Genomic DNA, 22,339 nt, shown 5'->3' with positions numbered 1-22,339 from the left:
TTGAATATGACCAAGCAAAGGTTTCTGGTCGGCCTCGATTGTCTTCATCGTTCTCATTAGGCGATCTTGTCTGGCGGTGGTGCGATATGTCGCGAAACAGTCAATACGCTGTTGCCAAATCGCAATGCTTGAAACATTTGCAAGTGCGCAAATCCGCCTTTGGCAAGCGTGGGATTGAAATATACAGTAACGCTTGCGAACGCGCGGATTTCGCTCTGGGATCAAGAAGACGGGCAACACTATGAGCCTTGGCACAACCAATTCTAAACCGGACCGCGCGCCGCGTATCCTGTTTTACAGCCACGACACGTTCGGTCTGGGGCATTTGCGCCGGTCCCGCGCCTTGGCTGCGGCAATCACGCAGGCGGACCCAAGCGCCTCGGCGCTGATCCTGACAGGTTCGCCCGTGGCAGGCCGTTTTACCTTTCCCCGCCGCGTTGACCATGTGCGCCTGCCCGGTGTGACCAAGCGCGCGGACGGATCGTATGCCGCGCGTACAATCGGAATGGGGATCGACGAAGTAACCGAATTGCGCGCGGGATTGATCCAGACTGCGGTTCAGCAATTCGACCCCGATGTGTTGGTCGTCGACAAGGAACCGACAGGGTTCCGGGGTGAGCTGGTGCCGACACTGAAATACCTTGAACGCCATTGCGGAACGAAACTGGTTCTGGGTCTGCGTGATGTGCTGGACGAACCCGAAGTACTGGCTGCCGAGTGGGCGCGCAAAGAAGCCATCGAAGCGACCGAGCGGTTCTATCATGAGATTTGGGTTTATGGATCACAGTCGATCTATGACCCGACGCAAGGCTTGCCGCTAAGCGCGTCAGCGCGATCCCGCATTCACTGGACGGGATATCTGCGCCGAGATCTCGGCCCGGTCGGGGAACCGCCTCAGCAACCCTATATCCTGATCACACCCGGCGGCGGGGGCGATGGCAAGGCGTTGGTCAACCTCGTCTTGTCCGCCTACGAGAAAGACCCAGACCTGTCGCCGCGTGCCGTGCTGGTCTATGGCCCATTCCTGTCGGGTGAATTGAGGAATGAATTCGAAGCACGGGTTGCCGCATTGAATGGTCGTGTAACCGCGGTTGGATTTGAATCGCAGATCGAAACGCTGTTTGCCGGGGCCGAAGGCGTGGTCTGCATGGGCGGCTACAACACGTTTTGCGAGGTCCTGTCCTTCGACAAACGGGCCGTCATCGTTCCACGCACCACACCCCGTCTGGAACAGTGGATACGGGCCTCACGCGCAGAAGAGCTGGGGCTGGTCAAGATGCTGGACGAACAACGCGACAGCCTGACACCCGACGCAATGATCCGTGCCATCCGCAACCTGCCGCACCAATCTGTGCCGTCGCAGGCCATCCAAAGCGGATTGCTGGATGGTTTGGACTATGTCACCGACCGCATTGACAGCCTGCTGACACGGGAACAGAAACGAGCCACTGGATGAACTCGGCCGCTCCCAATCTGGCGGTTGTGGTCAAAGGCTGGCCGCGACTGTCCGAAACATTTATCGCGCAGGAACTTGTTGCCTTGCAGGAAGCCGGACACCGATTTGACATCTGGTCTCTGCGCCATCCAACCGACACCAAACGTCACCCTTTGCACGACCGTTTCTCGGGGCAGGTTCGCTATCTGCCAGAATACCTGCATGAAGAGCCACAGCGGGTGTGGGCGGCCCGCGCTGCCGCCCAAGTCCTGCCCGGCTATGCCGAAGCCTACAAGATCTGGCGGCACGACCTGCGCCGCGACCCGACGCCGAACCGCATCCGCCGGTTCGGGCAAGCATGTGTTCTGGCCGCCGAGTTACCCGCCCAGACGCAGGGGCTCTATGCCCATTTCATGCACACTCCCTCGTCGGTCGCCCGATATGCGGCCATCATGCGCGGTCTGCCATGGAGCTTTTCCGCCCATGCCAAGGATATCTGGACCTCACCGGATTGGGAAAAGCGTGAAAAGCTGCAGGCCGCAACGTATGGGGCCGCTTTCGGGGCCACCTGCACGGCAATCGGCGCGGAACACCTGCGCAGCCTCGCTGATGACCCCAACCGCGTGGAGCTTATCTATCACGGTCTGGACCTGTCGCGCTTCCCCGAACCGCCAAAACGCAGGATACGCGCCGCTGGCGATCCGTTTCACATGATTTCCGTTGGACGACTGGTTGAAAAGAAGGGCTTTGACCGTCTTATTGCGGCCTTCACACTGCTGCCGGAAAACCTGAACTGGCATTGGACCCACATTGGCGGCGGGGGTCTTGGGGACACTCTGCACACACAGGCGCGCGCTGCTGGTATCTCGAACCGCATCACCTGGAGGGGGGCCTGCGATCAGCCGGAGGTGATCGAAGCCATGCGCAGGGCCGACCTGTTTGTCCTGCCCAGCCGTATTGCTGCGGACGGGGATCGTGACGGATTGCCGAACGTGTTGATGGAGGCCGCGTCCCAGCTATTGCCGATCCTGTCGACACCGGTTTCGGCAATCCCGGAATTCATCCAATCCGGAACGCATGGCGTATTGTCTGATGACGACCCGGCTGCATTGGCTTCGGCCATTTCAGCTCTGGCCGCTGATCCGGAAACGGCAGCAACTATGGCGCGTGCAGCCTATGACCGTCTGATTGCAGATTTTCGAATGGACCCTGGTATTGCACGGCTGTCGGCACGGCTGAAAACCCTGAGCATGGAAGACGCGTAATGGCGCGGGTTGCGTTTTATGCGCCAATGAAATCCCCCGGCAGCCAGAAACCCTCGGGCGACCGCGAAATGGCGCGAAACCTGATGCTCGCCTTGGCGGCGCAAGGGGATAAGGTCGAACTGGCCTCGGACCTACGCATCTATGACAAGAACGGGGACCGGGACCTACAGCGAACCCTTGTTCGCGCGGCTGAGATTGAAGCACAGCGGCTGAACGCCGAGTTGCCCTTTGATACTGATCTTTGGGTGACTTATCACAATTACTACAAAGCACCCGACCTGCTGGGCCCCAAGATCTGCCAGGCGCGCGGCATTCCGTATGTGCAATTGGAAAGCACGCGCGCATCAAGCAGGCTGAACGGACCGTGGGCCGATTTCGCCCAAGCGGCGCATCAGGCGTGTGATGCAGCGGATATCATTTTCTACCACACTGCCAATGACCTGATTACGTTGGAACGGGACCGTTTTGGCAAGCAGGCACTGGTTGAATTGCCGCCATTTCTGCTTGAAACCGTGTTGCCTGTGGCTACGGCCGGGGACGGCCCCATGCTTACTGTCGGAATGATGCGGCATGGGGACAAGCTGGCGTCCTACCGGATTTTGGCCGAAGCCCTTTCGCACCTGACATGTGACTGGAACCTGAACATCGCGGGGGACGGACCGGCGCGGCCGGATGTTGAAGCGTTGATGGTGCCGTTCGGAAGCCGGGTGCACTTTCTGGGCCAGCTCGACCGGGCGGACTTACAGAAAATCTACCAACACGCATCCCTGCTTGTCTGGCCCGGCGTGAACGAAGCCTATGGGATGGTCTATCTCGAGGCGCAGGCGACAGGCCTGCCCGTGATCGCACAGGACCGCCCCGGCGTTCGGGATGTGCTGGCACCTGCGGTTTACCCATCGGTTGATGCTGGGGCCAGAGGGCTTGCCGATCACATGCAAAACCTGTTGGAGGATACTGCGCAGCGCCACGCGCTTGGGGCGAATGCGCGCAGCTATGTGGCCCGGCGTCATCTTATGCCTCAGGCGACCGAGCGATTGTGGGCGCATCTACGGCCCTTGTTGAAGGATGTATCATGACCCGTCTTGCACTGCTTCGCCACGGGCATACCCACTGGAACCGCGCAGGGCGCATTCAGGGGCGCAGTGATATTCCACTGGATGACGACGCGCGGTCTGAACTGGCCGGGTATCGCTTGCCTGACCCATGGGCCGCCGCTGATATCTGGTCCAGCCCGTTGCTGCGCGCCAGTGAAACGGCGCGGATCGTGTCTGGGCGCGCAACGAAAACCTCGGACGCGCTGATTGAAATGAATTGGGGCGACTGGGAGGGGCTTCGAGGTGTCGACCTGATCGCCGATGAAACCAGCGGGTATCGCCATATCGAAGACTGGAGCTGGGAATTTCGCCCGCCTCACGGTGAAAGCCCTGCCGAGGTTTGGACCAGGCTGCGCCCCTGGGTGTCCGGACTGCGACAGGATACAGTCGCGGTCTGCCATATTGGCATCATGCGGGTCATTCTCGCCCAGGCGTGGGGTTGGGATTTTGATAGTCCCGCCCCCTTCAAGATCAAGCGCAATCGGCTGTATATCGTTGATATGGACACAATGACCGCAGACCCGGACCCCGTTCGCCTGATCAAACATGGGCCGATGCCATGAAGGTGATGATCGTTGTCACGCACCTTTTGGGAACAGGGCATCTAAGCCGGGCCCTGACGTTGGGCCGGGCGTTCCGGGATGACGGCCACCAAGTCATGGTCGTCTCGGGCGGGATGCCTGCGCCTCAACTGGACAGCAGCGGGCTAACCCTGTTCGGTTTGCCGCCACTCAGATCAGATGGAACCAATTTCACCCGGCTTCTGACTGAAAGCGGCGTCGAGGCTGACGCGGATTATCAGCGCGCGCGTGTGACAGCCATGGTGCAGGCGGTAAACAGCTTTCAGCCGCAAATCCTGGTAACCGAGCTTTACCCCTTTGGTCGCCGGTCGCTGGCAGCGGAGTTCGACGCGGCCCTGAATGCGGCACGGGTCCTGCCTCGGCCTCCGATCATCCTGGGATCGATCCGGGATATTCTGGCCCCGCCTTCCAAACCTGCCAAGGCCCAGCGGACAGAAGATATCGTCACCCGCTTTTTTGACGGCATTCTTGTTCACTCGACCGAAAGTGTCACACCGCTTTCGGTCAGTTGGCCGGTGTCTGACCGATTGGCGGAACGGTTGCATTATACCGGCTTTGTTGCGCCGGAACTGCCTCAACCGCATCCTGATGCCGTTGGGCAGGGCGAAATCCTTGTCAGTGCCGGCGGCGGTTCTGTGGGGCAACCGATCTTTCGCGCGGCCATCGAGGCCGCCCGCCAGATGCCCAACAGGTGCTGGCGCCTGCTGGTCGGCGGGACGGATGCCAAGGCGAGAATAGCCGAGCTGTCCCAAATGGCTGATGGAACCTCGGCAATTCTGGAACCCGTGCGCCCGGATTTTCGCCAGATGCTGCCCCATGCGGCTGCATCGGTCAGCATGTGCGGCTACAACACCGCCATGGATATTCTGCAAAGCGGAACACCCGCTGTTTTTGTCCCATTCGATGATGGCAAAGAGGTTGAACAGGGGCTGCGAGGGCAAAGCCTTTCGAGTTTGCCAGCCATCGAGGTGCTTCTCAGCCGAACCCTGAGCGGGCAAGCGATGGCGCAGGCCGTAGAACGCGTCATTTCAGATGGACCCCGCGCACAGCAAGATTTCGGATTTGATGGCGCGGCCCAAACCGTAGAGATCGCAAAACACCTGCTGGAATGGCGTACATGAACCCGGATTGGTACCCACTTGAGATCGAACTGACCCATTGGCATGCAGCGAGCCTGACGTTGCCGCTGTGGTGGCGAGACGATGACGCGATCGACCTGACACCACAGTTGGACCGGCTGTCCGATCTGGCCGCGCAGTTGGGCCTGCCGGTACATCTGGCCGTCATTCCCCACGCGGCAACCCCTGCGCTGGCCGACTATGTTACGCGCGGCGAAACTCTCATCCCTGTGGTCCACGGGTGGTCCCACAAGAACCATGCGCCCGCCAGTGAGAAGAAAGCCGAGTTTCGCCTCAACCGTCCGTTGGACGAGGTTGTTGCCGATGCCGCGGCAGGACTGTCACGCCTTGACGCCTTGTTCGGCAAAACCGTGCGGCCGATGTTTGTCCCTCCGTGGAACCGCATTGCACCAGAAGTCATCGAACATCTTCCGTCACTGGGATACCGCATTCTTTCTACGGCAACGCCCCGCAGAACGAAAATGGCGGCTGCGGGGCTTGAGCAGGTCAACACACATCTTGACCCGATTGGCTGGCGGGGTTCACGCGGTCTGATCTCTCCGGACCACCTGATCGCTCAGACAGTTAACCTCCTGCGGGACAGGCGCGAAGGCCGCGCAGACAACGCCGAGCCGTTTGGAGTATTGACCCATCACCTGGTCCATGATCAGGACATCTGGGCCTTTACCGAGGCGTTGTTGAAACATCTGCTGGACGGTCCTGCCACACTCTGGGTCGCACCGAAGAACGAATAAGGACATCGTCATGAGCCGACTGGATTCCATGCTGCGCCGACTGACGGCCCAACGTGACGGGCTGAACTGGGCAGCCGAACAGATCAGTGACCAAACTGGCGATGTGCTGGATATGGGGCTAGGCAATGGCCGCACCTATGACCACCTGCGAGAGATCCTGCCGAACCGACGGATCTGGGTGATGGATCGTGTGCTGCAATGCCACCCTGACAGCACCCCACCAGCCGAAGATTTCCTGCAAGGCGAAGCTGAACCCATGCTGCGGAAACTGATGGCCGAGGGGCACAAGATCGCGTTGGCGCATTATGATTTCGGACGTGGCATCAAACACGAAGATGTGGCCGAGGCCGCACGCCTCAGCCCGTTGATCGCGCAGGTCATGCGGCCCGGAGGGTTGTTGATATCCGGCCAGCCCCTTGTCGGCTTCAACCAGATCAAAGGGCCCGAGACGATCGCACCGGACCGTTACCTGTTCTATACGGCCTGATTACGCCACACGGCGACCTCGCGCCCAAACCGAGTTGAGGGCTGGCACACCTGCGCGCATCCGGAAACGGATAACATCGGCGCGGGCATTGGCGCGCAACTCGCCACGATCCTCAAGCCCGGCGGCCTGCGCCGGGGCCAATGTGACGGTCTTCATTCCACGCGCCATATCGCCCCACATTTCACCCAGCATGACCGCAGACAATAACAAGGCCGACGGCACGTAATCCGAGGACATCACGTCCAGGTGCCCAAGCTCGGCCAATTCGCTGGCCGCAACATTACCGGAATGAGAGCCACCGCGAACAACGTTTGGCGCGCCCATCATGACCTTGATACCGTGATCATGACACGCTCGCGCAGCTTCCACCGTTGTGGGGAACTCAGCCAGCCGAATGCCGTGACCTGCCGAGATCTTCACCTGATCTTCGGTCGTATCGTCATGACTGGCAAGCACGGCCCCAAATCGGCGCGCGGCCTTGACGGTTTCGACCTCGTGCACATCACCGTTGCGATCCCGTAGGCTTTTCAGCTGAGCCACATGCTGAAAGAACGTATCATCGTCCATGGCATATTTGCCCTTCAGAAAGGATTCCAGCTTGCCCATGTCGCGAAACTGACGCTGGCCGGGGGTGTGATCCATGATGGACACAAGGCCAACCCTGTCCTCGGGTCCAAACTCGTCCAGTTCTTCGATCAGTGTCTCGGAACACACCTCTGCCCGCAAATGCAGGAAATGGCTGATCTTGAGCGCATCCTGCTCGCGCAGATCCCACAACTCCCGCGACAGGCCGCGGGCATATTTTCCGTACCGTCCTGCACCGGAGGGGATTGAACCTACCCGCATCGCATCGAACACACTTGTGATCCCCACGCTGGCCAGTTCCGCGTCATGGGCCAGAATGGCGGCAGCATGGGGCCAATGCACGTTGGGGCGCGGCTGAATATGGCGTTCAAGATTATCCGTGTGCAACTCGACAAGACCGGGGCTGACATAGTCGCCTTCGCAATCTATCGCACCAGCGGGAACTGCACGCCCGGTGTCGATTTCGATGATAGTGTCACCTGCTATTCGAACACAACCGATCACGGTTTCATTCGGCAACACAAGCGTGGCATTGGCAAGGATCAAGTCTTCTGTCATCTGAACTTTACGCAATCTGAGGTATTGGAAGGCCACTTAATAGGAGGCCAATGTGACATTCACGCGATACGCGATCTATTTTGCGCCACCCGCCGGGGTGGCCTGGACGGAATTTGCAACCAGCTGGCTGGGCTGGGACATGGCAAAGGGAACGCAGGTCGCGCATCCGATCATGGGTGGCATCGACATAGCGACCATCACTGAGGTGCCGCGCAAATACGGGCTGCACGCGACCCTGAAACCGCCGTTCCGGTTGCGCGACGGCCTGACCTTTGACGCATTGCATCAGGCGTGCATTGCGCTGGCTGCAACTCGGCAGCCCATCACACTCGACGGTCTGGAAATTACCCGTCTTGGACGTTTTCTGGCCCTGTGCCCGCTGGGTGAAACGCAGGCGCTGAATGCGTTGGCCGCGGCCTGTGTTCGCGATCTCGACCGGTTTCGCGCACCTGCCACTCAGGCCGAACTGACGCGCCGCCGCGCCGCGGGACTGACCCCCGAGCAGGACGCTAATCTGACCCAATGGGGCTATCCCCACGTGCTGGACGCGTTTCGATTTCACATCACGCTCAGCGGTAAACTGGACAAACCAACCCTCAGGGCAACCCAAGAAGCACTGCACACCCATCTGAGCCCCTTGCTGCCGCAACCTTTCCAGATCACTGATCTTGCCCTGATGGGCGAGGCGGAAGAAGGGCGGTTTCACCTGATCCATCGCTACGCGCTTTCCGGTTGAAGGCGGCGCAGGATTTCGGCAACCGTGTCTTCCAGCGCGCCGGAATTGTCAATTTGGATGACCCGGTTCAGACCATCCGGCAACGCCACTTTGGCGCGACACAACCGCCGCGCCTGCTCGTCTGCGCTTTCCCGTCCCCGAGCGGACAGGCGCCGCGCCAAAACTCCGACATCTGCCGTCAGAGAGATCACAATCAGATCTCCAAACACCTTCTGCGCCTGCAAAAGAATCCCGCGGGAAAGATTGACCAGAACCGCAATCGCCCCCTGACGCTGTCGCAAAATCTCGTCCGGGATACCGTAGAACAGTCCGTGCGCAGGCCAGCTGAGGGCAAAAGCGCCTGCCTGTTCCATCTGCTGGAATTCTGCAACCGAAACCCGGTCAAAATCCTCGCCTTCTTCGCCTGCGGGGCGGGTGATCACCCTTCGCACCCGCCGGACGCCAGGCACCTGTGCCTCCAACGCTTCCATGACGCTGTCTTTGCCAACGCCCGAGGGGCCAACAATCGCTATGACAGGGGCAAGTGTCATGCCGCCAGTCCCGGCGTGAAGTCAGCGACATTGACTTCGCGGTCACAGACGCGCTCACGGGCATCGAGGTCGTGGAATATCCCGACAATCGCCGCGCCACGTCCTTTTGCCTCTTCAATCAGCGACAACACGGTTTCGCGGTTCTGCACATCCAGACTTGCCGTCGGTTCGTCCAGCAACATCGCCGGGTAGTCATGCGCAAAGCCACGCGCAATGTTCACCCGCTGCTGTTCGCCGCCCGAAAAGGTTGTGGGGCTCAGGGTCCACAAGCGCTCAGGAATGTTCAGCCGCTTCAGTAACTCGGCGGATTTCTCCAGCGCCTCAATTCTGTCGCAACCCACGGCCAGCAAAGGCTCTGCCACAACGTCCAGTGTCGGCACCCGCGGCACGACCCGCAGGAATTGACTGACATAGCCCAGCGTTTCCCGGCGGAGGGTCAAGATCTGGCGCGGCTCGGCTTTTGCCACGTCCAGACCTCCAACCAGCACCTGACCAGAGGCCACCAGGTAGTTGCCATAAATCACGCGCATCAGCGTGGACTTGCCCGCACCAGACGCCCCGGTCAAAGCAACGCACTCACCCGGTTCAACCCTCAACGACGCGCCTTCCATCACCGGGATAACAGCACCGCCCTGATTGTGCAGGGTAAAGCTTTTGCTCACATTGATCAGTTCAATCATTGCTTCACCTTTTCCCAAATACTCAAACCTGCAGAACGCTGGACACTAGCAGTTGCGTATAGGCGTGTTGGGGATCATCCAGCACCTGATCGGTCAGCCCGGCCTCAACCACATGACCATCCTTCATCACCATCAACCGGTCGGCCAACAGGCGCACCACAGCAAGATCATGGGTCACGATGATCGCGCTCAGCCCCATTTCACGCACCAAGCCGCGCAAGAGGTCCAGTAATCGCGCCTGAACCGAGACATCCAGCCCCCCGGTCGGTTCGTCCATGAACACCAGTCGCGGGCCAGTCACCAGATTGCGGGCGATCTGCAAACGTTGCTGCATCCCGCCCGAAAACGCGGTGGGCCGGTCATCAACGCGCGCCGCCTCGATCTCGACCCGGCCCAGCCAGTCAATGGCCTTGTCTCGGATGTCACCATAGTGGCGCTCGCCCACGGCCATCAGCCGTTCACCAATATTGCCTCCGGCACTAACTGACATCCGCAGGCCGTCACGTGCATGCTGATGCACAAAGGCCCAGTCGGTACGGCTCAACATCCGGCGTTCGGGCTCCGACATGGTCACCGTATCCACCGGCCCGTTCGCGCGCGTGTCAAAGATCACCTGCCCCGCATCGGGCACCAGATGACCCGCCAAACAATTCAGCAGGGTCGACTTGCCCGAGCCACTTTCGCCGACAATTCCCATCACCTCACCGGGGTAGAGATCAAAAGTTACATCCGTGCATCCGATCCGCGCACCATAGAGCTTTTCGATGCCGTTGACCTGCAACAGGGGGGTCATGCTGCGTTCTCCTCGGCCAAGCGGCCCACATGGCCGGCCGCGCGGCGCGACCGGCAATAATCAGTGTCCGAACAGACAAACATTCGGTTGCCCGCATCATCCAAAATGACTTCATCCAGATAGCTGTCCTCGGCCCCGCACAGGTCACAGGGATGATCGGCCTTGGTGGCCTCGAACGGGTAATCCTCGAAATCGAGGCTCACGACCCTGGTATGTGGCGGCACTGCGTAGATGCGCTGCTCGCGCCCGGCACCGAACAGCTGGATTGCATCCATTTCAAGCTTCGGGTTGTCGAATTTCGGGATCGGGGACGGGTCCATCACATAGCGGCCAGACACTTTCACCGGATAGGCGTAAGCGGTCGAGATCGCCCCGTGCTGGCTGATATCCTCATATAGCTTCACATGCATCAGCCCATATTCTTCAAGGCTGTGCATCTTGCGTGTCTCGGTCTCACGCGGCTCGAGGAAGCGCAGAGGTTCCGGAATCGGCACCTGATAAACGATAATCTGATCTTCGCGCAGCTTCGCCTCGGGGATGCGGTGGCGGGTCTGGATCACCGTCGCCTTCTCGGTTTCCTCGGTCGTCTCCACACCTGCGGTCTTTTCAAAGAACTTGCGGATCGACACTGCGTTGGTCGTGTCATCCGCACCCTGATCGATGACCTTGAGCGTATCCTCAGGCGTCAGCGTCGCGGCCGAGACCTGCACCCCTCCGGTGCCCCAGCCATAAGGCATCGGCATTTCACGGCTGGCAAAGGGCACCTGATACCCTGGAATAGCCAGGCCCTTCAGGATGGCCCTGCGGATCATCCGTTTGGTTTGTTCGTCCAAATATGCAAAGTTGTACGCGCTCATAGCAGTCCCCGCGCAGTTAAGGCTACTTCAAAGGCCTGAGGGCTGGTAAAATGTATGGCGTCCATGCCAACGGCGCGGGCTCCATCCACGTTTCTTGGGCTATCATCGACAAAGATACAGTTCTGAGGGGAAAGATCGGCCCGGTCGCACATCCGACGGAAAATCTCGGGCTGCGGTTTCAAAAGCTTTTCCTGACCTGACACTACGGTCACGCCAAAGACCTCGCCCAGCTCAGGATGCACACCAACACCAACGGGCCATGTTTCCGCTGACCAGTTGGTGATCGCATGAACCGGGGTGCCCTGTTCTTTCAAACGATGGAGCAATCGCCAAGTTCCCTCGATCTTGTGTGGGACGGTCATGGCATAGCGCTCAACATAAGAACTCAGACGTCGCTGGTCGTCAGCATCTTCCAGTTCAGCAGCCAGATCAGCGAAATCCTCACCGCCATCGGCCCGCAGATTACGTTCGGGGAAATCGATACGAGTGAGAAACTCTGCCACCGCCTCGCGGCTACCCATCTCATCCAGCCATGCCAAATGCGGATCCCACTGGATCAAAACGTTGCCGATATCAAAAACGACAGCCTTCATTCCGCAGCCTCCTTTGACGTGATCCGCGCGTCAGCCTCGCGGCGCAGTTTGCGGACCAGTTCAAGCTCGGACTGGAAATCCACGTAATGCGGCAGCTTGATGTGTTCGAGAAAACCGGTCGCCTGAATGTTGTCCGCGTGGCTCAGAACAAATTCTTCATCCTGCGCAGGCGCGCCCAGATTGTCTTCGCCCAGTTCCTTCCACCGCAGCGCGCGATCAACCAAGGCCATCGCGATGGCTTTTCGTTCGGATTGACCAAAGACCAGACCATAACCGCGCGTGAACTGAGGCGGCTCGGTTTTTGAACCCTTGAACTGGTTCACCGTCTCACACTCGGTCAGTTCGACCTCGCCGATATCTATGGCAAAACCCAACTCGGGGATGTCCATTTCAACAGCAACCTTGCCGATCCGCAATTCACCCACAAACGCGTGGTTGCGTGCGTAACCGCGCTGGGTGGAATAAGCCATGCCCAGCACGAAACCCTCATCCCCGCGTGTCAGCGATTGCAGGCGCAACGGGCGATTGGCGGGGAATTCCATCGGTTCGCGCGTCAGGTCGCCGGGGTTGTCATCACTTGTCGGCTCGTCCTGAATGAGGCCCTCGTCTTTCAGGAATTCAGTGATATGCGGCGTCGGTTCCTGCCGCGCTGAACCTTCCGGAACTTTCGGGACATCACCATCCGCGGCCAGTTTGAAATCCAGCAAACGATGGGTATAGTCGAACGTCGGCCCCAGAACCTGCCCACCGGGTGCATCTTTGAACGTGGCCGAAATCCGACGGTCGCAGGCCATCTCACCTGTTTCGACCGGATTGGAATGGCCAAAACGCGGCAGCGTGGTGCGATAGGCGCGGATCAGAAAGATCGCCTCAATCAGATCGCCCCGCGCCTGCTTTATCGCCAGCGCAGCCAGGTCGGGGTCATATAGCGAGCCTTCCGCCATGACCCGGTTCACTGCAAGGCTTAGCTGTTCGCGGATCTGTGCAAGGCTCAGTTCTGCCACATCGGTCGCGCCCCGGCGTTCTTCGGCCAGCCAGGCGTGGGCGTTCTCGATGGCTTTTTCACCCCCTTTGACAGCAACATACATCGCTTACGCCTCCGACGTGATCTGCGTGCTGCGTGGCAGGGCCGCAACCCTGTTGCCGCAGGTAAAGAAGAAATCGCACCCCAGAGGGTAGAGCATCGCGTTCCCCTGAAGCGCCGGAATATCCGGCAGAGACAGGCGCGCGGTCTTTTTGATGCCGGGGCCGCTCAGAACGGCACCGCTCTGCTCTAGCCGGTCGCATTCCACAATCAGGGTCGCAGAACGATCCGGGTATTCCGGCGTTCCGATGCGATAGGCGTTAAGCGGTCCCAATGCCTCCCACGTGCCAACGGCAAAATCAGCCTTTGCTGCGGATACGAGCGGGGCGCCCGTGTGGAATGTCAGCCAATTGCGGATTGCGGCGGTATCGGTGCCTCCGGCCAGGTGAACCCTGGTCTCGGGGTCGCACAGCGTCAGCAGCAGTGTACCGGCCGCCACGGACAGGGGCGCTGGAGGTTCGCCGCCCGATAGCACACGTATGTCGCCCGGGCATGCCATGACGGTCATCGCAGCGCGGAACGCATGTGCAGCATCGACAGGTGCGTTTTCAAAGCCCCCGGAAAACTGTGTTTGCGCGGCCATCAATCTTCCCCCCGAACAAGCGTGAAAAACTCAACCTTGGTGGCCGCTGCCTTGGCCGCGCGAGTGCTTTTGACCGCCTGCATTTGCTGCTGAAGCGGGTCGAGCAGCCGCGCCTGCACCTCATCCGCTGCCCCGGTCTGCATCATCGCATCAATCAATGCTGCGGCTTCGGCCTTGGGTTTCGATCTACCCTGAACATAACCGTGACCAACAGTTCCATCCTGCAACACCACAGAACAGCGCGTGACCGTCATTTCACCCAGGTTGAACGGCGCTCCGGTGCCGCCGGTGCGACCACGCACCATCACGCTCCCGACCTCGGGGCGGCGCAGCCAGTCAAAGCTCGGGCGGGTCTCAATCCCGTCCCACAAGGTCATCAGGGTGTCGTCAGGTGCACGGGCCAGCAATCCCATCCAATCCCTGCGCGCCCCGTTCGCGATTTCTGTCTGATCTGTCATCAAAGCCTCTTGGCCGGGTTGTCTATATGAACTATACAACTAGACAAATATTAACCTGCGTGTGCGCAACACGCAATCTCCAACTGTGTGAAGATTTGGTGACATGAGCAAAACGCCGATCTGGAAAAGCATTGCCCTGCGCCTGACCTCGGACATTGCCGAAGGGCGGTATCAAACCAGTGACCGCCTGCCGACCGAAGCGCAGCTGGCCGCCCAATACGGTGTCAACCGCCACACAGTGCGGCGCGCGTTGGCTGACATGTCGGAACAAGGTCTGGTTCATGCCCGGCGCGGTGCGGGCGTTTTTGTGGCGGCGCGGCCAACCGACTATCCGATTGGCAAAAGGGTTCGATATCACAAGAACGTCTCGGCCAGCGGCAAGATACCGGGAAAGAAAATCCTGGCCCTGACCACACGTGCGGCAGATGAAGCCGAGGCCGAAGCACTGGGTCTGAGCAAAGGGGACCCGGTGCATGTCTATGACGGGTTATCGCTGGCGGATGGGCAGCCCATAGCCGTTTTTCAAAGCGTCTTCCCGGCAGAACGCTTTCCAAACCTGTTACAGGCGCTGACCGAGACCCAGTCAGTAACAAAAGCCCTGCAACGCAGCGGCATCGCGGACTACACCCGCATCTCGACCCGATTGACCGCGCGCGGCGCGACAGCAACGCAAGCCCTTCATCTGCAACTGACCGAAGGTGCTCCGGTGCTGTTTTCGGTCGGTGTCAACGCGGACCCGGACGGCGCACCCGTCGAATATGGCCGAACCGTCTTTGCTGGTGAGCGTGTCACGCTGACGCTGAACGAAGAGTAAACCACTATCCCTGCCGCTCGATCTCGACCTCCTGCCGGAGGTCTCATCCCGTTGGGCGTGGCGCGAAATCCGGATAAACTGCCTTTGGGCCGACGTTATCCGGCAATCGGATGAACGGTCGTGCAAAAGCTCTGTGACACTTTTTCAAACGGTTGCGCCGCACTGAACCGCGCTGTTTTCTTGTCCTTCCAATCCCGGTTCAGGGCAACAGGAACGGTTTGGGATCGGGTGTGCGCGGCCTGGGCTTTTTACCCGACTCGCCCTGGATCAGACGGCGGCGCAGCCAGCCCGAAAACCAATCCATCAGCATCACCATCAGAATGATCAGGATGATGTAGTAGGCGACCTCTTCCCAGTCTTTCTGCGTGATGATTGCTTGCGTCAGCAGCAAGCCAATACCGCCCCCCGTGATTGCACCGATCACCGTCGCACTGCGGGTGTTGGATTCGAGAAAGTACAAAAGCTGGCTCAGCAAAACAGGCGTGACCTGAGGGATAACGCCGAACCGATACCGTTGCGGGGCGTTCGCACCCGTGGACTGCACACCTTCGATCTGCTTCTGATCCACGTTTTCCAACGCTTCCGAGAATATCTTGCCGAATGTCCCGGTGTCCGTCACCAGAATGGCAAGCCCACCGGTCAACGGGCCGGGGCCAAAGGCGCGGGCCAGAACCACAGTCCAGATCAACGCGTCTACGCCGCGCACAAAATCGAATACACGCCGTATCGCAAAGCGGATGGATGTCATCCGGTTGAAATTGCGCGTCGCAAGGAAGGCCAATGGCAGGGCCACAATCGCCGCGCCAAACGTGCCCAGAAATGCCATCAGCATCGTCTCGAAGATGGCCCACGCCACATCCTGATGGCGCCACATCTTGTTGGTCCAGAAATCATTAAAGATCGCACCCGCCTCGCCCGACGCCGCCAGTCCGGCCAGTTCCGGGAAGGACTTGCCGAAATAAGGGCTGTCCAGCGTGAACCAGAACAATTCCCAACCTGTGAAATAGCGAAACACCTCGGACCGGTTGCGGGTGACAGTCAAACGACCTGCGTCCGTGGTCACAGACAGCCGGTTTTTAGAAACGTTGATCCACTCCGGAACCTCACCCTCCGGCAACTCCGCCTGTACACCGGCCGAACGCGTGGGTGTTGCGCGAATGGTGCCATAGCCGGGAATGTCATATTCCACCGTCTGCGCACCGAAACGCACGACATGGCCCTTTTCAAGGTCGATCACAGTTGTCTCGCCCAGTGCCACCCACTCGGGGGCCTGCCCTTCAGGATATGCCCCCTTGCGCTCACCCTCGATGGCGGCAGAGACTTCACCGGTGCGATTATCCCGGGCGATATGCGTTTTGTAGCTATAGCTGTCAGCCACCAGCGTCTTGCCATTTGCCCAGTTTGCGCGCCCCACAAGGCCCGACACGTCAAAAGCAAAGAAGACATAGACCAGATAGACGAAAACCAGAGCAGGCAACCCGAAGTTCACCAACCTCTTGCGGTTGAACAAGCGATCTGTTTCGGCTTTGAGGTCATCAACAGTCAGATTGGTTGCGAAGGTGCTCATGCCAAAGCTCCTTTTTCCGAGCCGTGGGTCAGGCGGTCGCGCAGGTAGCCTGACAGCTGGTCGACGACCACGATTGTAACGAACAGAAGAATGAAGATGGCTGCGGCTTCGTCATAACGCCCCTGCCCCCAGGACATGGCATTGCGCAGCTCGTAACCCAAACCGCCCGCCCCAACAAATCCAAGAATGGCCGAGGCACGGATGTTGATTTCGAACCGCAGCAGCGCGTAGCTGACATAGTTTGGCCCGACCTGCGGGATCACCCCCAGATACATCCGCTGTGACCAGTTGGCACCGACGGAATGCAGCCCGTCCACCGGTTTCAGCGAGGCGTTCTCGTTCACCTCCGAAAACAGTTTGCCCAATGCGCCAGCAGTGTGAATCGCGATGGCGATCATCGCGGGAACCGGGCCACCGCCCAGAATGAAGATCAGAACCAAAGCAATTACAATCTCGGGAATGGCGCGGCAGATGTCTGATATTCGGCGAAACAGCGGGATCATTGACGGCCACAGCGCCATGCCGCGTGTCGACATCAGGGCGAAAATCGTCCCGACAATTGTGCCGACAAGCGTCGCTGCGGCCGCGATGTTGATTGTCTCGACCAGAGCCGGGAAGAACGAGACCAGATTGGCTGGCATTTCGGCAATCTTTTCCCCCGCCTCGGACAGAACCTCTGTGGGGTAGTCAAGAATACGGTGCCAGCCATCGACAAAGCTGCCGGCATTCCGGTTGTCGGCTGTGCGAAACCCTGCTGCCATCAACGACAGGAACAGGATCAGGAGAATGCCGCCATAGACCCGCTTGCGTCGTGTCATCGCTGTATAGTCGTTGCGGATCTGATCGACGGATAAGGACCCTGCGGTAAGGTCTGTCATGGAATGCTCCTGAAGGGAAAACGGGGTCCGGTACATCACCAGACCCCGATCATTGGATATGCAGTTTTAGTTGGACTTCAGCTTGCGCGCTTCGATGATGACCTCGTAGGCCTCATGCTTGATAGGATCAAAGCTCTTGGCTTCACCCGCAGCCACACCATAGAAACATTCGCGGTCTTTTTCATCCAGCGTGTTCCACAATTCGGTAACCTGAGCCTTGACATCCTCGGGCAGAGCCTTGCGCAGTACAACCGGACCTTCCGGGATCGGTGCCGATTTCCAGATCTCGACCAGATCGTTCATGTCGACCAGACCAGCATCCACAGCACGGCGCAGCGCGCCCGACTGATAGCCGTCTTCCCACTCGCCAAGACCATCAGCCCAGGTCACACCGCCATCAACGTCACCGTTGTTCACCGCGACAATTGTCTGCTCGTGACCGCCGGTGAATTTCACCTCAGCAAAATAGTCACCCGATTCCATGGTTGCTCCGGTGGCCTGGGGAATCTCGATCGACGGGATCAGATAACCCGAGGTCGAATTCGGGTCACCAAAGCCAAAAACCTTGCCCTTCATGTCCTCAAGCGAGGTGATGCCGCTGTCCTTGCGTGCAAAACCAACCGAGTAATAGCCGTAACCGCCATCGGTGTTCACCTTGACCAGTACCGGCTCAACCGCTTCGGGGTCGCTCAGATAGGTTTTGGCATAGCCCGACGCACCCAGCCAGGCGACATCAATCGTGCCGCCCAGCAGCCCCTGTATCACTCCGTTATAGTCGGCAGGGGCAAACAATTTGGTCGGAACGCCCAAAAGTTCTTCGGTGTATTCGCGCAGACACTCGTTTTTGCTCATCCGGTCCTGAGCGTTCTCGCCACCCAGAATGCCGATACGAAACTCGCTGATTTCTTCAGCCATGACCGGTGCGGCCAGTGTTGTGGTTGCGACCAAGGCAGCAATCAGTTTTTTCATCTGTCTCTCTCCAGTTTGATAACCCCGGCCTCTCATCGGGCCGGGCGATGAAAGGGGTTGGGACGGCTCAAATGGTTGCTTCTGCTTCCATCAGCGCCTTTCGCGTGGCGTCGAGCGTTTCGATTTCCGTTGATGTCGCTTCTTCCGAAAAGCTGGCATCGGCACCATAGATCTCGCGAGCAACGCCCGTGGTCAGTTGCTCGGGCAGCCCATCGAACACGATGCGCCCGTCGCGCATACCAACCACGCGGTCGCAATAGCGACGTGCAGTGTCCAGTGTGTGCAGGTTGGCGATGACAGTGCGGCCATCTTCTTCGTGGATGCGGCGCAGCGCCTGCATCACCACCTGTGCGTTCATCGGGTCCAGCGAGGCAATTGGTTCATCCGCCAGAATAATCCTCGGGTCCTGCATCAGAGCCCGCGCAATCGCCACGCGCTGTTGCTGGCCGCCCGACAAGGCCTCGGCCCGTTTCGGAGCGTGTTCCGCAATCCCCAACCGGTCCAGGATGTCGATGGCACGGTGAATTTCATCCATCGGGAACAGGTTGAACATAGCGGCCAGCGTCGAATGACGGTTGAGCGTGCCATGCAGCACGTTCGAAACCACATCCATGCGCGGCACCAGGTTGAACTGTTGGAAAATCATCGCACAATCGGCCTGCCAGGCGCGTTTGTCACGGCCTTTCAGTTGGGTGATGTCCCGGCCTTCAAACAGGATTTCACCTTCGCTGGCATCCGTCAGGCGGTTAATCATCCGCAGCAGGGTGGACTTGCCCGCGCCCGACCGTCCGATGATCCCGATCATGCATGGCTTGTCCACATCCAGCGTCGCGGCATTCACGGCAACATTGTCACCAAAGCGTTTGGTCAGTTTCTTGATACGCAGCACGTGCCACCCCCAATTCATGTTGGCGGACTGCTACAGATGCCGTTCAACGGATATGTGTCAGCGTAGTGAAAGTTTTGTAACGGCACGACACGTGCGGGGGGTATCCATCGCCCCGCCTCACGGGTATACGCATCCGCGACTCTTCAGCTGATACGAGGCCAATATGAGCTTTGACCGCACCATCAAGATCGCGCCGTCCATTCTGTCCGCCGACTTTGCCAATTTCGGGCAAGAAATTCAGGCCATCGAAGCGCAGGGCGCGGATTGGGTCCATGTTGACGTAATGGATGGCCATTTCGTCCCGAACCTGACCTTTGGCCCGCCAGCCGTCAAAGCGTTCCGCCCGCATGTAAAGACGGTCATGGACGTGCACCTGATGATCACGCCGGTCGATCCATACATCCAGGCCTACGCTGATGCAGGCGCCGACATTCTGACCGCGCATGTCGAGGCAGGGGCCCACACCCACCGCACGCTGCAGGCGATCCGCGCCGCGGGCATGAAGGCAGGCGTGGCCCTGAACCCGGGCACCCCGGCTGAGGCGGTCGAACATCTGCTGGACCTCACCGATCTGGTCTGCGTCATGACCGTGAACCCCGGCTTTGGCGGCCAGAAGTTCATCGACATGACTGGCAAGATCCGCAAATTGCGCCAGATGATTGGTGACCGCCCCGTGCATATCGAGATCGACGGCGGTGTTGATCCCCAGACAGCGCCCCTTGTTGCCGCAGCGGGGGCTGATGTGCTGGTGGCCGGGTCTGCCGTGTTCAAAGGCGGATCAGTTGATCGGCCCGAGGTTTACGGCGAGAATATTCGGGCCGTACGGGCCGCAGCTGAAGGCGGGTTGGGCTGATCTGCCAACTCGCGACTGCATAGTTGGCTTTATCCGCAAAACTGAATTTCGTTGAACTCATCGGGCGGGACACACCCCGCCTTGATGTTCTTGTTGCGGCCTTCATTAGGGTCACAGACGCGCCGGGCTGAAGCCCGGCCTACGAGTCGGTCGAAGGCCTTCGATACAATAACTTACAAAAAAGGCCGCCCCTTTATGGAGCGGCCTTCGTTTGTTCACCGATGTGCCGGGCTGAAGCCTGGCCTACGGATTATTCTACGATCTTCGACACGACGCCGGCGCCGACGGTGCGGCCGCCTTCGCGGATGGCGAAGCGCAGGCCCTGCTCCATCGCGATCGGTGCGATCAGTTCAACGCCGAACGACACGTTGTCGCCGGGCATGACCATCTCGGTGCCTTCCGCCAGGGTCACGGTGCCGGTCACGTCAGTGGTCCGGAAGTAGAACTGAGGACGGTAGTTCGCGAAGAACGGCGTGTGACGGCCGCCTTCTTCCTTGGTCAGGATGTAGGCTTCGGCTTCGAACTTGGTGTGCGGTGTCACCGAACCCGGCTTACACAGAACCTGGCCACGCTCAACGCCGTCACGGTCCACACCACGCAGCAGGGCGCCGATGTTGTCGCCCGCTTCACCGCGGTCCAGCAGCTTGCGGAACATTTCAACGCCGGTGCAGGTGGTTTTCGCGGTGTCACGGATGCCGACGATTTCGATCTCGTCGCCAACGTTGATCACGCCACGCTCGACACGGCCGGTCACAACGGTACCACGGCCCGAGATCGAGAACACGTCTTCGATCGGCATCAGGAACGGCTGGTCAACAGCACGCTCAGGGGTGTCGATGTAGTCATCAACAGCCGCCATCAGCTCGCGGATCTTGTTCTCGCCGATTTCAGGGTCACGGCCTTCCATCGCGGCCAGAGCCGAACCTGCGATGATCGGAATATCGTCGCCGGGGTATTCATACGAAGACAGCAGCTCGCGGATTTCCATTTCCACCAGTTCCAGCAGCTCTTCGTCGTCAACCTGGTCAACTTTGTTCATGAACACGACCATCTTCGGGATGCCAACCTGGCGGCCCAGCAGGATGTGCTCGCGGGTCTGCGGCATCGGGCCGTCTGCAGCGTTCACAACCAGGATCGCGCCGTCCATCTGAGCGGCACCGGTGATCATGTTCTTGACGTAGTCGGCGTGGCCGGGGCAGTCGACATGTGCATAGTGGCGCGCGTCGGTCTCGTATTCCACGTGCGCGGTCGAGATGGTGATGCCGCGGGCTTTCTCTTCCGGCGCGCCGTCAATCTGGTCATACGCCTTGAAGTCACCGAAATACTTGGTGATCGCTGCGGTCAGCGTCGTCTTGCCGTGGTCAACATGCCCAATCGTGCCGATGTTGACGTGCGGTTTTGTACGCTCAAACTTTTCCTTTGCCATTCCTCAGGCGCCCTTTTGCGATTTGGGGGACCCTTGGTCCCAGGTTACTATCTGCGCGCGCGAGATATTTGGTTCAAAGGGGAAAATCAAGCACATCCTGAGGGAAATGCGCTTATCCCGCCGGATTTTGCGTCAGCTATCGGAATCCGGCAGTTCGATCAGGTCAGGCCGCTTGTCGAACCAGCCATTCTCTTTGTGTTCCTCAGCCAGCCATTCTTCGATTTCGTCAGCGACTTTCAACGATAGTCCGCTCAACTGCTCTTCCTTGGTTCTGACCCGCCCTGAACCAATAAGGGCTGTTTCTTTCGTAGTATCTTCAAGAACAGTGAACTGTTTTTGCTTAGCCAAGAATTTCTTCGTGTCGTAGTCATAAACATTAACGAGTACGATCGCTGCACTTCTTGGATTGTAAACAACGATACCCGGCGGCCCCAACATATAGCCTTCAAGGCTTATACCAATAATGTAACGCTGTGAGCCCTCATACCGCCCTAATCGAATGTCGATGGCTTGCTCCAAAGCGTCTGTCCATTCTTGCGGAGTAGCATCCCTGGAAATCGGCCCCTGTTTAGCGTTGTCTGCAAACGAAACTATCTTCACGAGGCGAAATTCCCCCAGTGACTCGGGCGGTTCATAAACCTGTGTCTGGGTGCAAGCGCCCATCAGGGCCAATCCGGTGATCAGGGTCAGAATGCGCAACATATCTCGTCTCGATAGGCCTGTTTTTCTTTGGTCTAGCGCACCGATACGG

25 protein-coding genes are annotated in these 22,339 nt (G+C 59.1%); 10 read left to right on the top strand and 15 right to left on the bottom strand.

Translation table 11 applies throughout. The annotated features are described in order from the left end of the window. The first annotated feature begins 241 nt into the window (after positions 1 to 241). From ACR0DY_RS04720 to ACR0DY_RS04690, 7 genes are read left to right on the top strand one after another with little or no spacing between them, the layout of a single operon-like run. Entirely contained in the window at positions 242 to 1,456 is a 1,215-nt protein-coding gene (locus ACR0DY_RS04720) for a glycosyltransferase family protein (protein WP_480507114.1), read from the top strand. After that, entirely contained in the window at positions 1,453 to 2,700 is a 1,248-nt protein-coding gene (locus tag ACR0DY_RS04715) for a glycosyltransferase family 4 protein (RefSeq protein WP_480546276.1), read from the top strand. Before ACR0DY_RS04720 ends, ACR0DY_RS04715 begins: the two co-directional genes overlap by 4 nt. Then, entirely contained in the window at positions 2,700 to 3,776 is a 1,077-nt protein-coding gene (locus tag ACR0DY_RS04710; protein WP_480484053.1) for a glycosyltransferase family 4 protein, read from the top strand. The genes ACR0DY_RS04715 and ACR0DY_RS04710 overlap by 1 nt, the downstream gene beginning before the upstream one ends. Then, complete coding sequence (locus ACR0DY_RS04705; RefSeq protein ID WP_480546274.1) at positions 3,773 to 4,357, top strand: histidine phosphatase family protein; 585 nt, start codon at positions 3,773 to 3,775, stop codon at positions 4,355 to 4,357. Before ACR0DY_RS04710 ends, ACR0DY_RS04705 begins: the two co-directional genes overlap by 4 nt. Further along, the gene (locus ACR0DY_RS04700) at positions 4,354 to 5,496 is read left to right on the top strand and encodes a glycosyltransferase family protein (protein ID WP_480488314.1); all 1,143 of its coding nucleotides are present in this window, start codon (positions 4,354 to 4,356) and stop codon (positions 5,494 to 5,496) included. The genes ACR0DY_RS04705 and ACR0DY_RS04700 overlap by 4 nt, the downstream gene beginning before the upstream one ends. Further along, positions 5,493 to 6,248, top strand: a complete 756-nt coding sequence (locus tag ACR0DY_RS04695) for a polysaccharide deacetylase family protein (RefSeq protein WP_480546272.1) — start codon at positions 5,493 to 5,495, stop codon at positions 6,246 to 6,248. The genes ACR0DY_RS04700 and ACR0DY_RS04695 overlap by 4 nt, the downstream gene beginning before the upstream one ends. A gap of 10 nt (positions 6,249 to 6,258) precedes the next feature. Further along, on the top strand, positions 6,259 to 6,735 hold the full coding sequence (locus tag ACR0DY_RS04690) for a class I SAM-dependent methyltransferase (protein ID WP_267365789.1): 477 nt from the start codon (positions 6,259 to 6,261) through the stop codon (positions 6,733 to 6,735). Here ACR0DY_RS04690 and ACR0DY_RS04685 read toward each other — a convergent pair whose 3' ends face one another. Then, positions 6,736 to 7,878: an alpha-D-ribose 1-methylphosphonate 5-triphosphate diphosphatase gene (locus tag ACR0DY_RS04685; RefSeq protein ID WP_480897869.1), complete on the bottom strand. Its 1,143-nt coding sequence runs from the start codon at positions 7,876 to 7,878 to the stop codon at positions 6,736 to 6,738. Positions 7,879 to 7,930: 52 nt separating this feature from the next. Between ACR0DY_RS04685 and ACR0DY_RS04680 the strand changes: the two genes are divergently transcribed. Beyond that, positions 7,931 to 8,614 carry a DUF1045 domain-containing protein gene (locus tag ACR0DY_RS04680; protein WP_209598252.1) on the top strand — a complete coding sequence of 228 codons (684 nt, stop codon included), beginning with the start codon at positions 7,931 to 7,933 and terminating at the stop codon, positions 8,612 to 8,614. On the opposite strand, the gene phnN is transcribed toward ACR0DY_RS04680, so the two are convergent. The 8 genes from phnN to phnG are packed head-to-tail and all read right to left on the bottom strand — an operon-like array spanning position 8,596 to position 14,192. After that, complete coding sequence (gene phnN, locus ACR0DY_RS04675; protein ID WP_480484059.1) at positions 8,596 to 9,144, bottom strand: phosphonate metabolism protein/1,5-bisphosphokinase (PRPP-forming) PhnN; 549 nt, start codon at positions 9,142 to 9,144, stop codon at positions 8,596 to 8,598. The genes ACR0DY_RS04680 and phnN overlap by 19 nt on opposite strands. Beyond that, positions 9,141 to 9,824: a phosphonate C-P lyase system protein PhnL gene (gene phnL, locus ACR0DY_RS04670; RefSeq protein ID WP_480484060.1), complete on the bottom strand. Its 684-nt coding sequence runs from the start codon at positions 9,822 to 9,824 to the stop codon at positions 9,141 to 9,143. The genes phnN and phnL overlap by 4 nt, the downstream gene beginning before the upstream one ends. A gap of 22 nt (positions 9,825 to 9,846) precedes the next feature. Continuing rightward, complete coding sequence (gene phnK / locus ACR0DY_RS04665) at positions 9,847 to 10,617, bottom strand: phosphonate C-P lyase system protein PhnK (protein WP_267365779.1); 771 nt, start codon at positions 10,615 to 10,617, stop codon at positions 9,847 to 9,849. Further along, on the bottom strand, positions 10,614 to 11,474 hold the full coding sequence (locus ACR0DY_RS04660; RefSeq protein ID WP_480546268.1) for an alpha-D-ribose 1-methylphosphonate 5-phosphate C-P-lyase PhnJ: 861 nt from the start codon (positions 11,472 to 11,474) through the stop codon (positions 10,614 to 10,616). The genes phnK and ACR0DY_RS04660 overlap by 4 nt, the downstream gene beginning before the upstream one ends. Next, a complete protein-coding gene (locus ACR0DY_RS04655; RefSeq protein WP_480484063.1) occupies positions 11,471 to 12,067 on the bottom strand; it encodes an HAD family hydrolase in 597 nt (198 codons plus the stop codon). The genes ACR0DY_RS04660 and ACR0DY_RS04655 overlap by 4 nt, the downstream gene beginning before the upstream one ends. Further along, positions 12,064 to 13,155 carry a carbon-phosphorus lyase complex subunit gene (locus ACR0DY_RS04650; RefSeq protein ID WP_480538658.1) on the bottom strand — a complete coding sequence of 364 codons (1,092 nt, stop codon included), beginning with the start codon at positions 13,153 to 13,155 and terminating at the stop codon, positions 12,064 to 12,066. The genes ACR0DY_RS04655 and ACR0DY_RS04650 overlap by 4 nt, the downstream gene beginning before the upstream one ends. 3 nt (positions 13,156 to 13,158) lie before the next feature. Continuing rightward, positions 13,159 to 13,734 carry a phosphonate C-P lyase system protein PhnH gene (gene phnH, locus ACR0DY_RS04645; protein ID WP_480488331.1) on the bottom strand — a complete coding sequence of 192 codons (576 nt, stop codon included), beginning with the start codon at positions 13,732 to 13,734 and terminating at the stop codon, positions 13,159 to 13,161. Beyond that, the gene (gene phnG, locus ACR0DY_RS04640) at positions 13,734 to 14,192 is read right to left on the bottom strand and encodes a phosphonate C-P lyase system protein PhnG (RefSeq protein ID WP_480507124.1); all 459 of its coding nucleotides are present in this window, start codon (positions 14,190 to 14,192) and stop codon (positions 13,734 to 13,736) included. The genes phnH and phnG overlap by 1 nt, the downstream gene beginning before the upstream one ends. A gap of 103 nt (positions 14,193 to 14,295) precedes the next feature. Between phnG and phnF the strand changes: the two genes are divergently transcribed. Next, on the top strand, positions 14,296 to 15,006 hold the full coding sequence (phnF, locus tag ACR0DY_RS04635; protein ID WP_480546266.1) for a phosphonate metabolism transcriptional regulator PhnF: 711 nt from the start codon (positions 14,296 to 14,298) through the stop codon (positions 15,004 to 15,006). A 199-nt stretch (positions 15,007 to 15,205) separates the two neighbouring features. Here phnF and phnE (ACR0DY_RS04630) read toward each other — a convergent pair whose 3' ends face one another. The 4 genes from phnE (ACR0DY_RS04630) to phnC form a co-directional block, all read right to left on the bottom strand. Further along, entirely contained in the window at positions 15,206 to 16,573 is a 1,368-nt protein-coding gene (gene phnE, locus ACR0DY_RS04630) for a phosphonate ABC transporter, permease protein PhnE (RefSeq protein WP_480897866.1), read from the bottom strand. Then, the gene (gene phnE, locus ACR0DY_RS04625) at positions 16,570 to 17,451 is read right to left on the bottom strand and encodes a phosphonate ABC transporter, permease protein PhnE (RefSeq protein ID WP_480484069.1); all 882 of its coding nucleotides are present in this window, start codon (positions 17,449 to 17,451) and stop codon (positions 16,570 to 16,572) included. The genes phnE (ACR0DY_RS04630) and phnE (ACR0DY_RS04625) overlap by 4 nt, the downstream gene beginning before the upstream one ends. A gap of 66 nt (positions 17,452 to 17,517) precedes the next feature. Then, a complete protein-coding gene (gene phnD, locus ACR0DY_RS04620; protein ID WP_480484070.1) occupies positions 17,518 to 18,420 on the bottom strand; it encodes a phosphonate ABC transporter substrate-binding protein in 903 nt (300 codons plus the stop codon). Positions 18,421 to 18,487: 67 nt separating this feature from the next. Further along, positions 18,488 to 19,309: a phosphonate ABC transporter ATP-binding protein gene (phnC, locus tag ACR0DY_RS04615; protein WP_267365713.1), complete on the bottom strand. Its 822-nt coding sequence runs from the start codon at positions 19,307 to 19,309 to the stop codon at positions 18,488 to 18,490. 163 nt (positions 19,310 to 19,472) lie between these two features. Between phnC and rpe the strand changes: the two genes are divergently transcribed. After that, positions 19,473 to 20,162 (top strand): ribulose-phosphate 3-epimerase, encoded by a 690-nt coding sequence (gene rpe / locus ACR0DY_RS04610; protein ID WP_209598264.1) that lies wholly within the window; start codon positions 19,473 to 19,475, stop codon positions 20,160 to 20,162. 250 nt (positions 20,163 to 20,412) lie between these two features. Here rpe and tuf read toward each other — a convergent pair whose 3' ends face one another. Both tuf and ACR0DY_RS04600 read right to left on the bottom strand, forming a co-directional pair. Then, positions 20,413 to 21,588, bottom strand: a complete 1,176-nt coding sequence (gene tuf / locus ACR0DY_RS04605) for an elongation factor Tu (protein WP_480897864.1) — start codon at positions 21,586 to 21,588, stop codon at positions 20,413 to 20,415. 132 nt (positions 21,589 to 21,720) lie between these two features. Then, entirely contained in the window at positions 21,721 to 22,290 is a 570-nt protein-coding gene (locus ACR0DY_RS04600; RefSeq protein ID WP_480483738.1) for a hypothetical protein, read from the bottom strand. Between the last annotated feature and the right edge of the window lie 49 nt (positions 22,291 to 22,339).

This window comes from Ruegeria sp. O6 (assembly GCF_056535045.1).
This window is presented reverse-complemented; position numbering and strand designations above follow the sequence as displayed.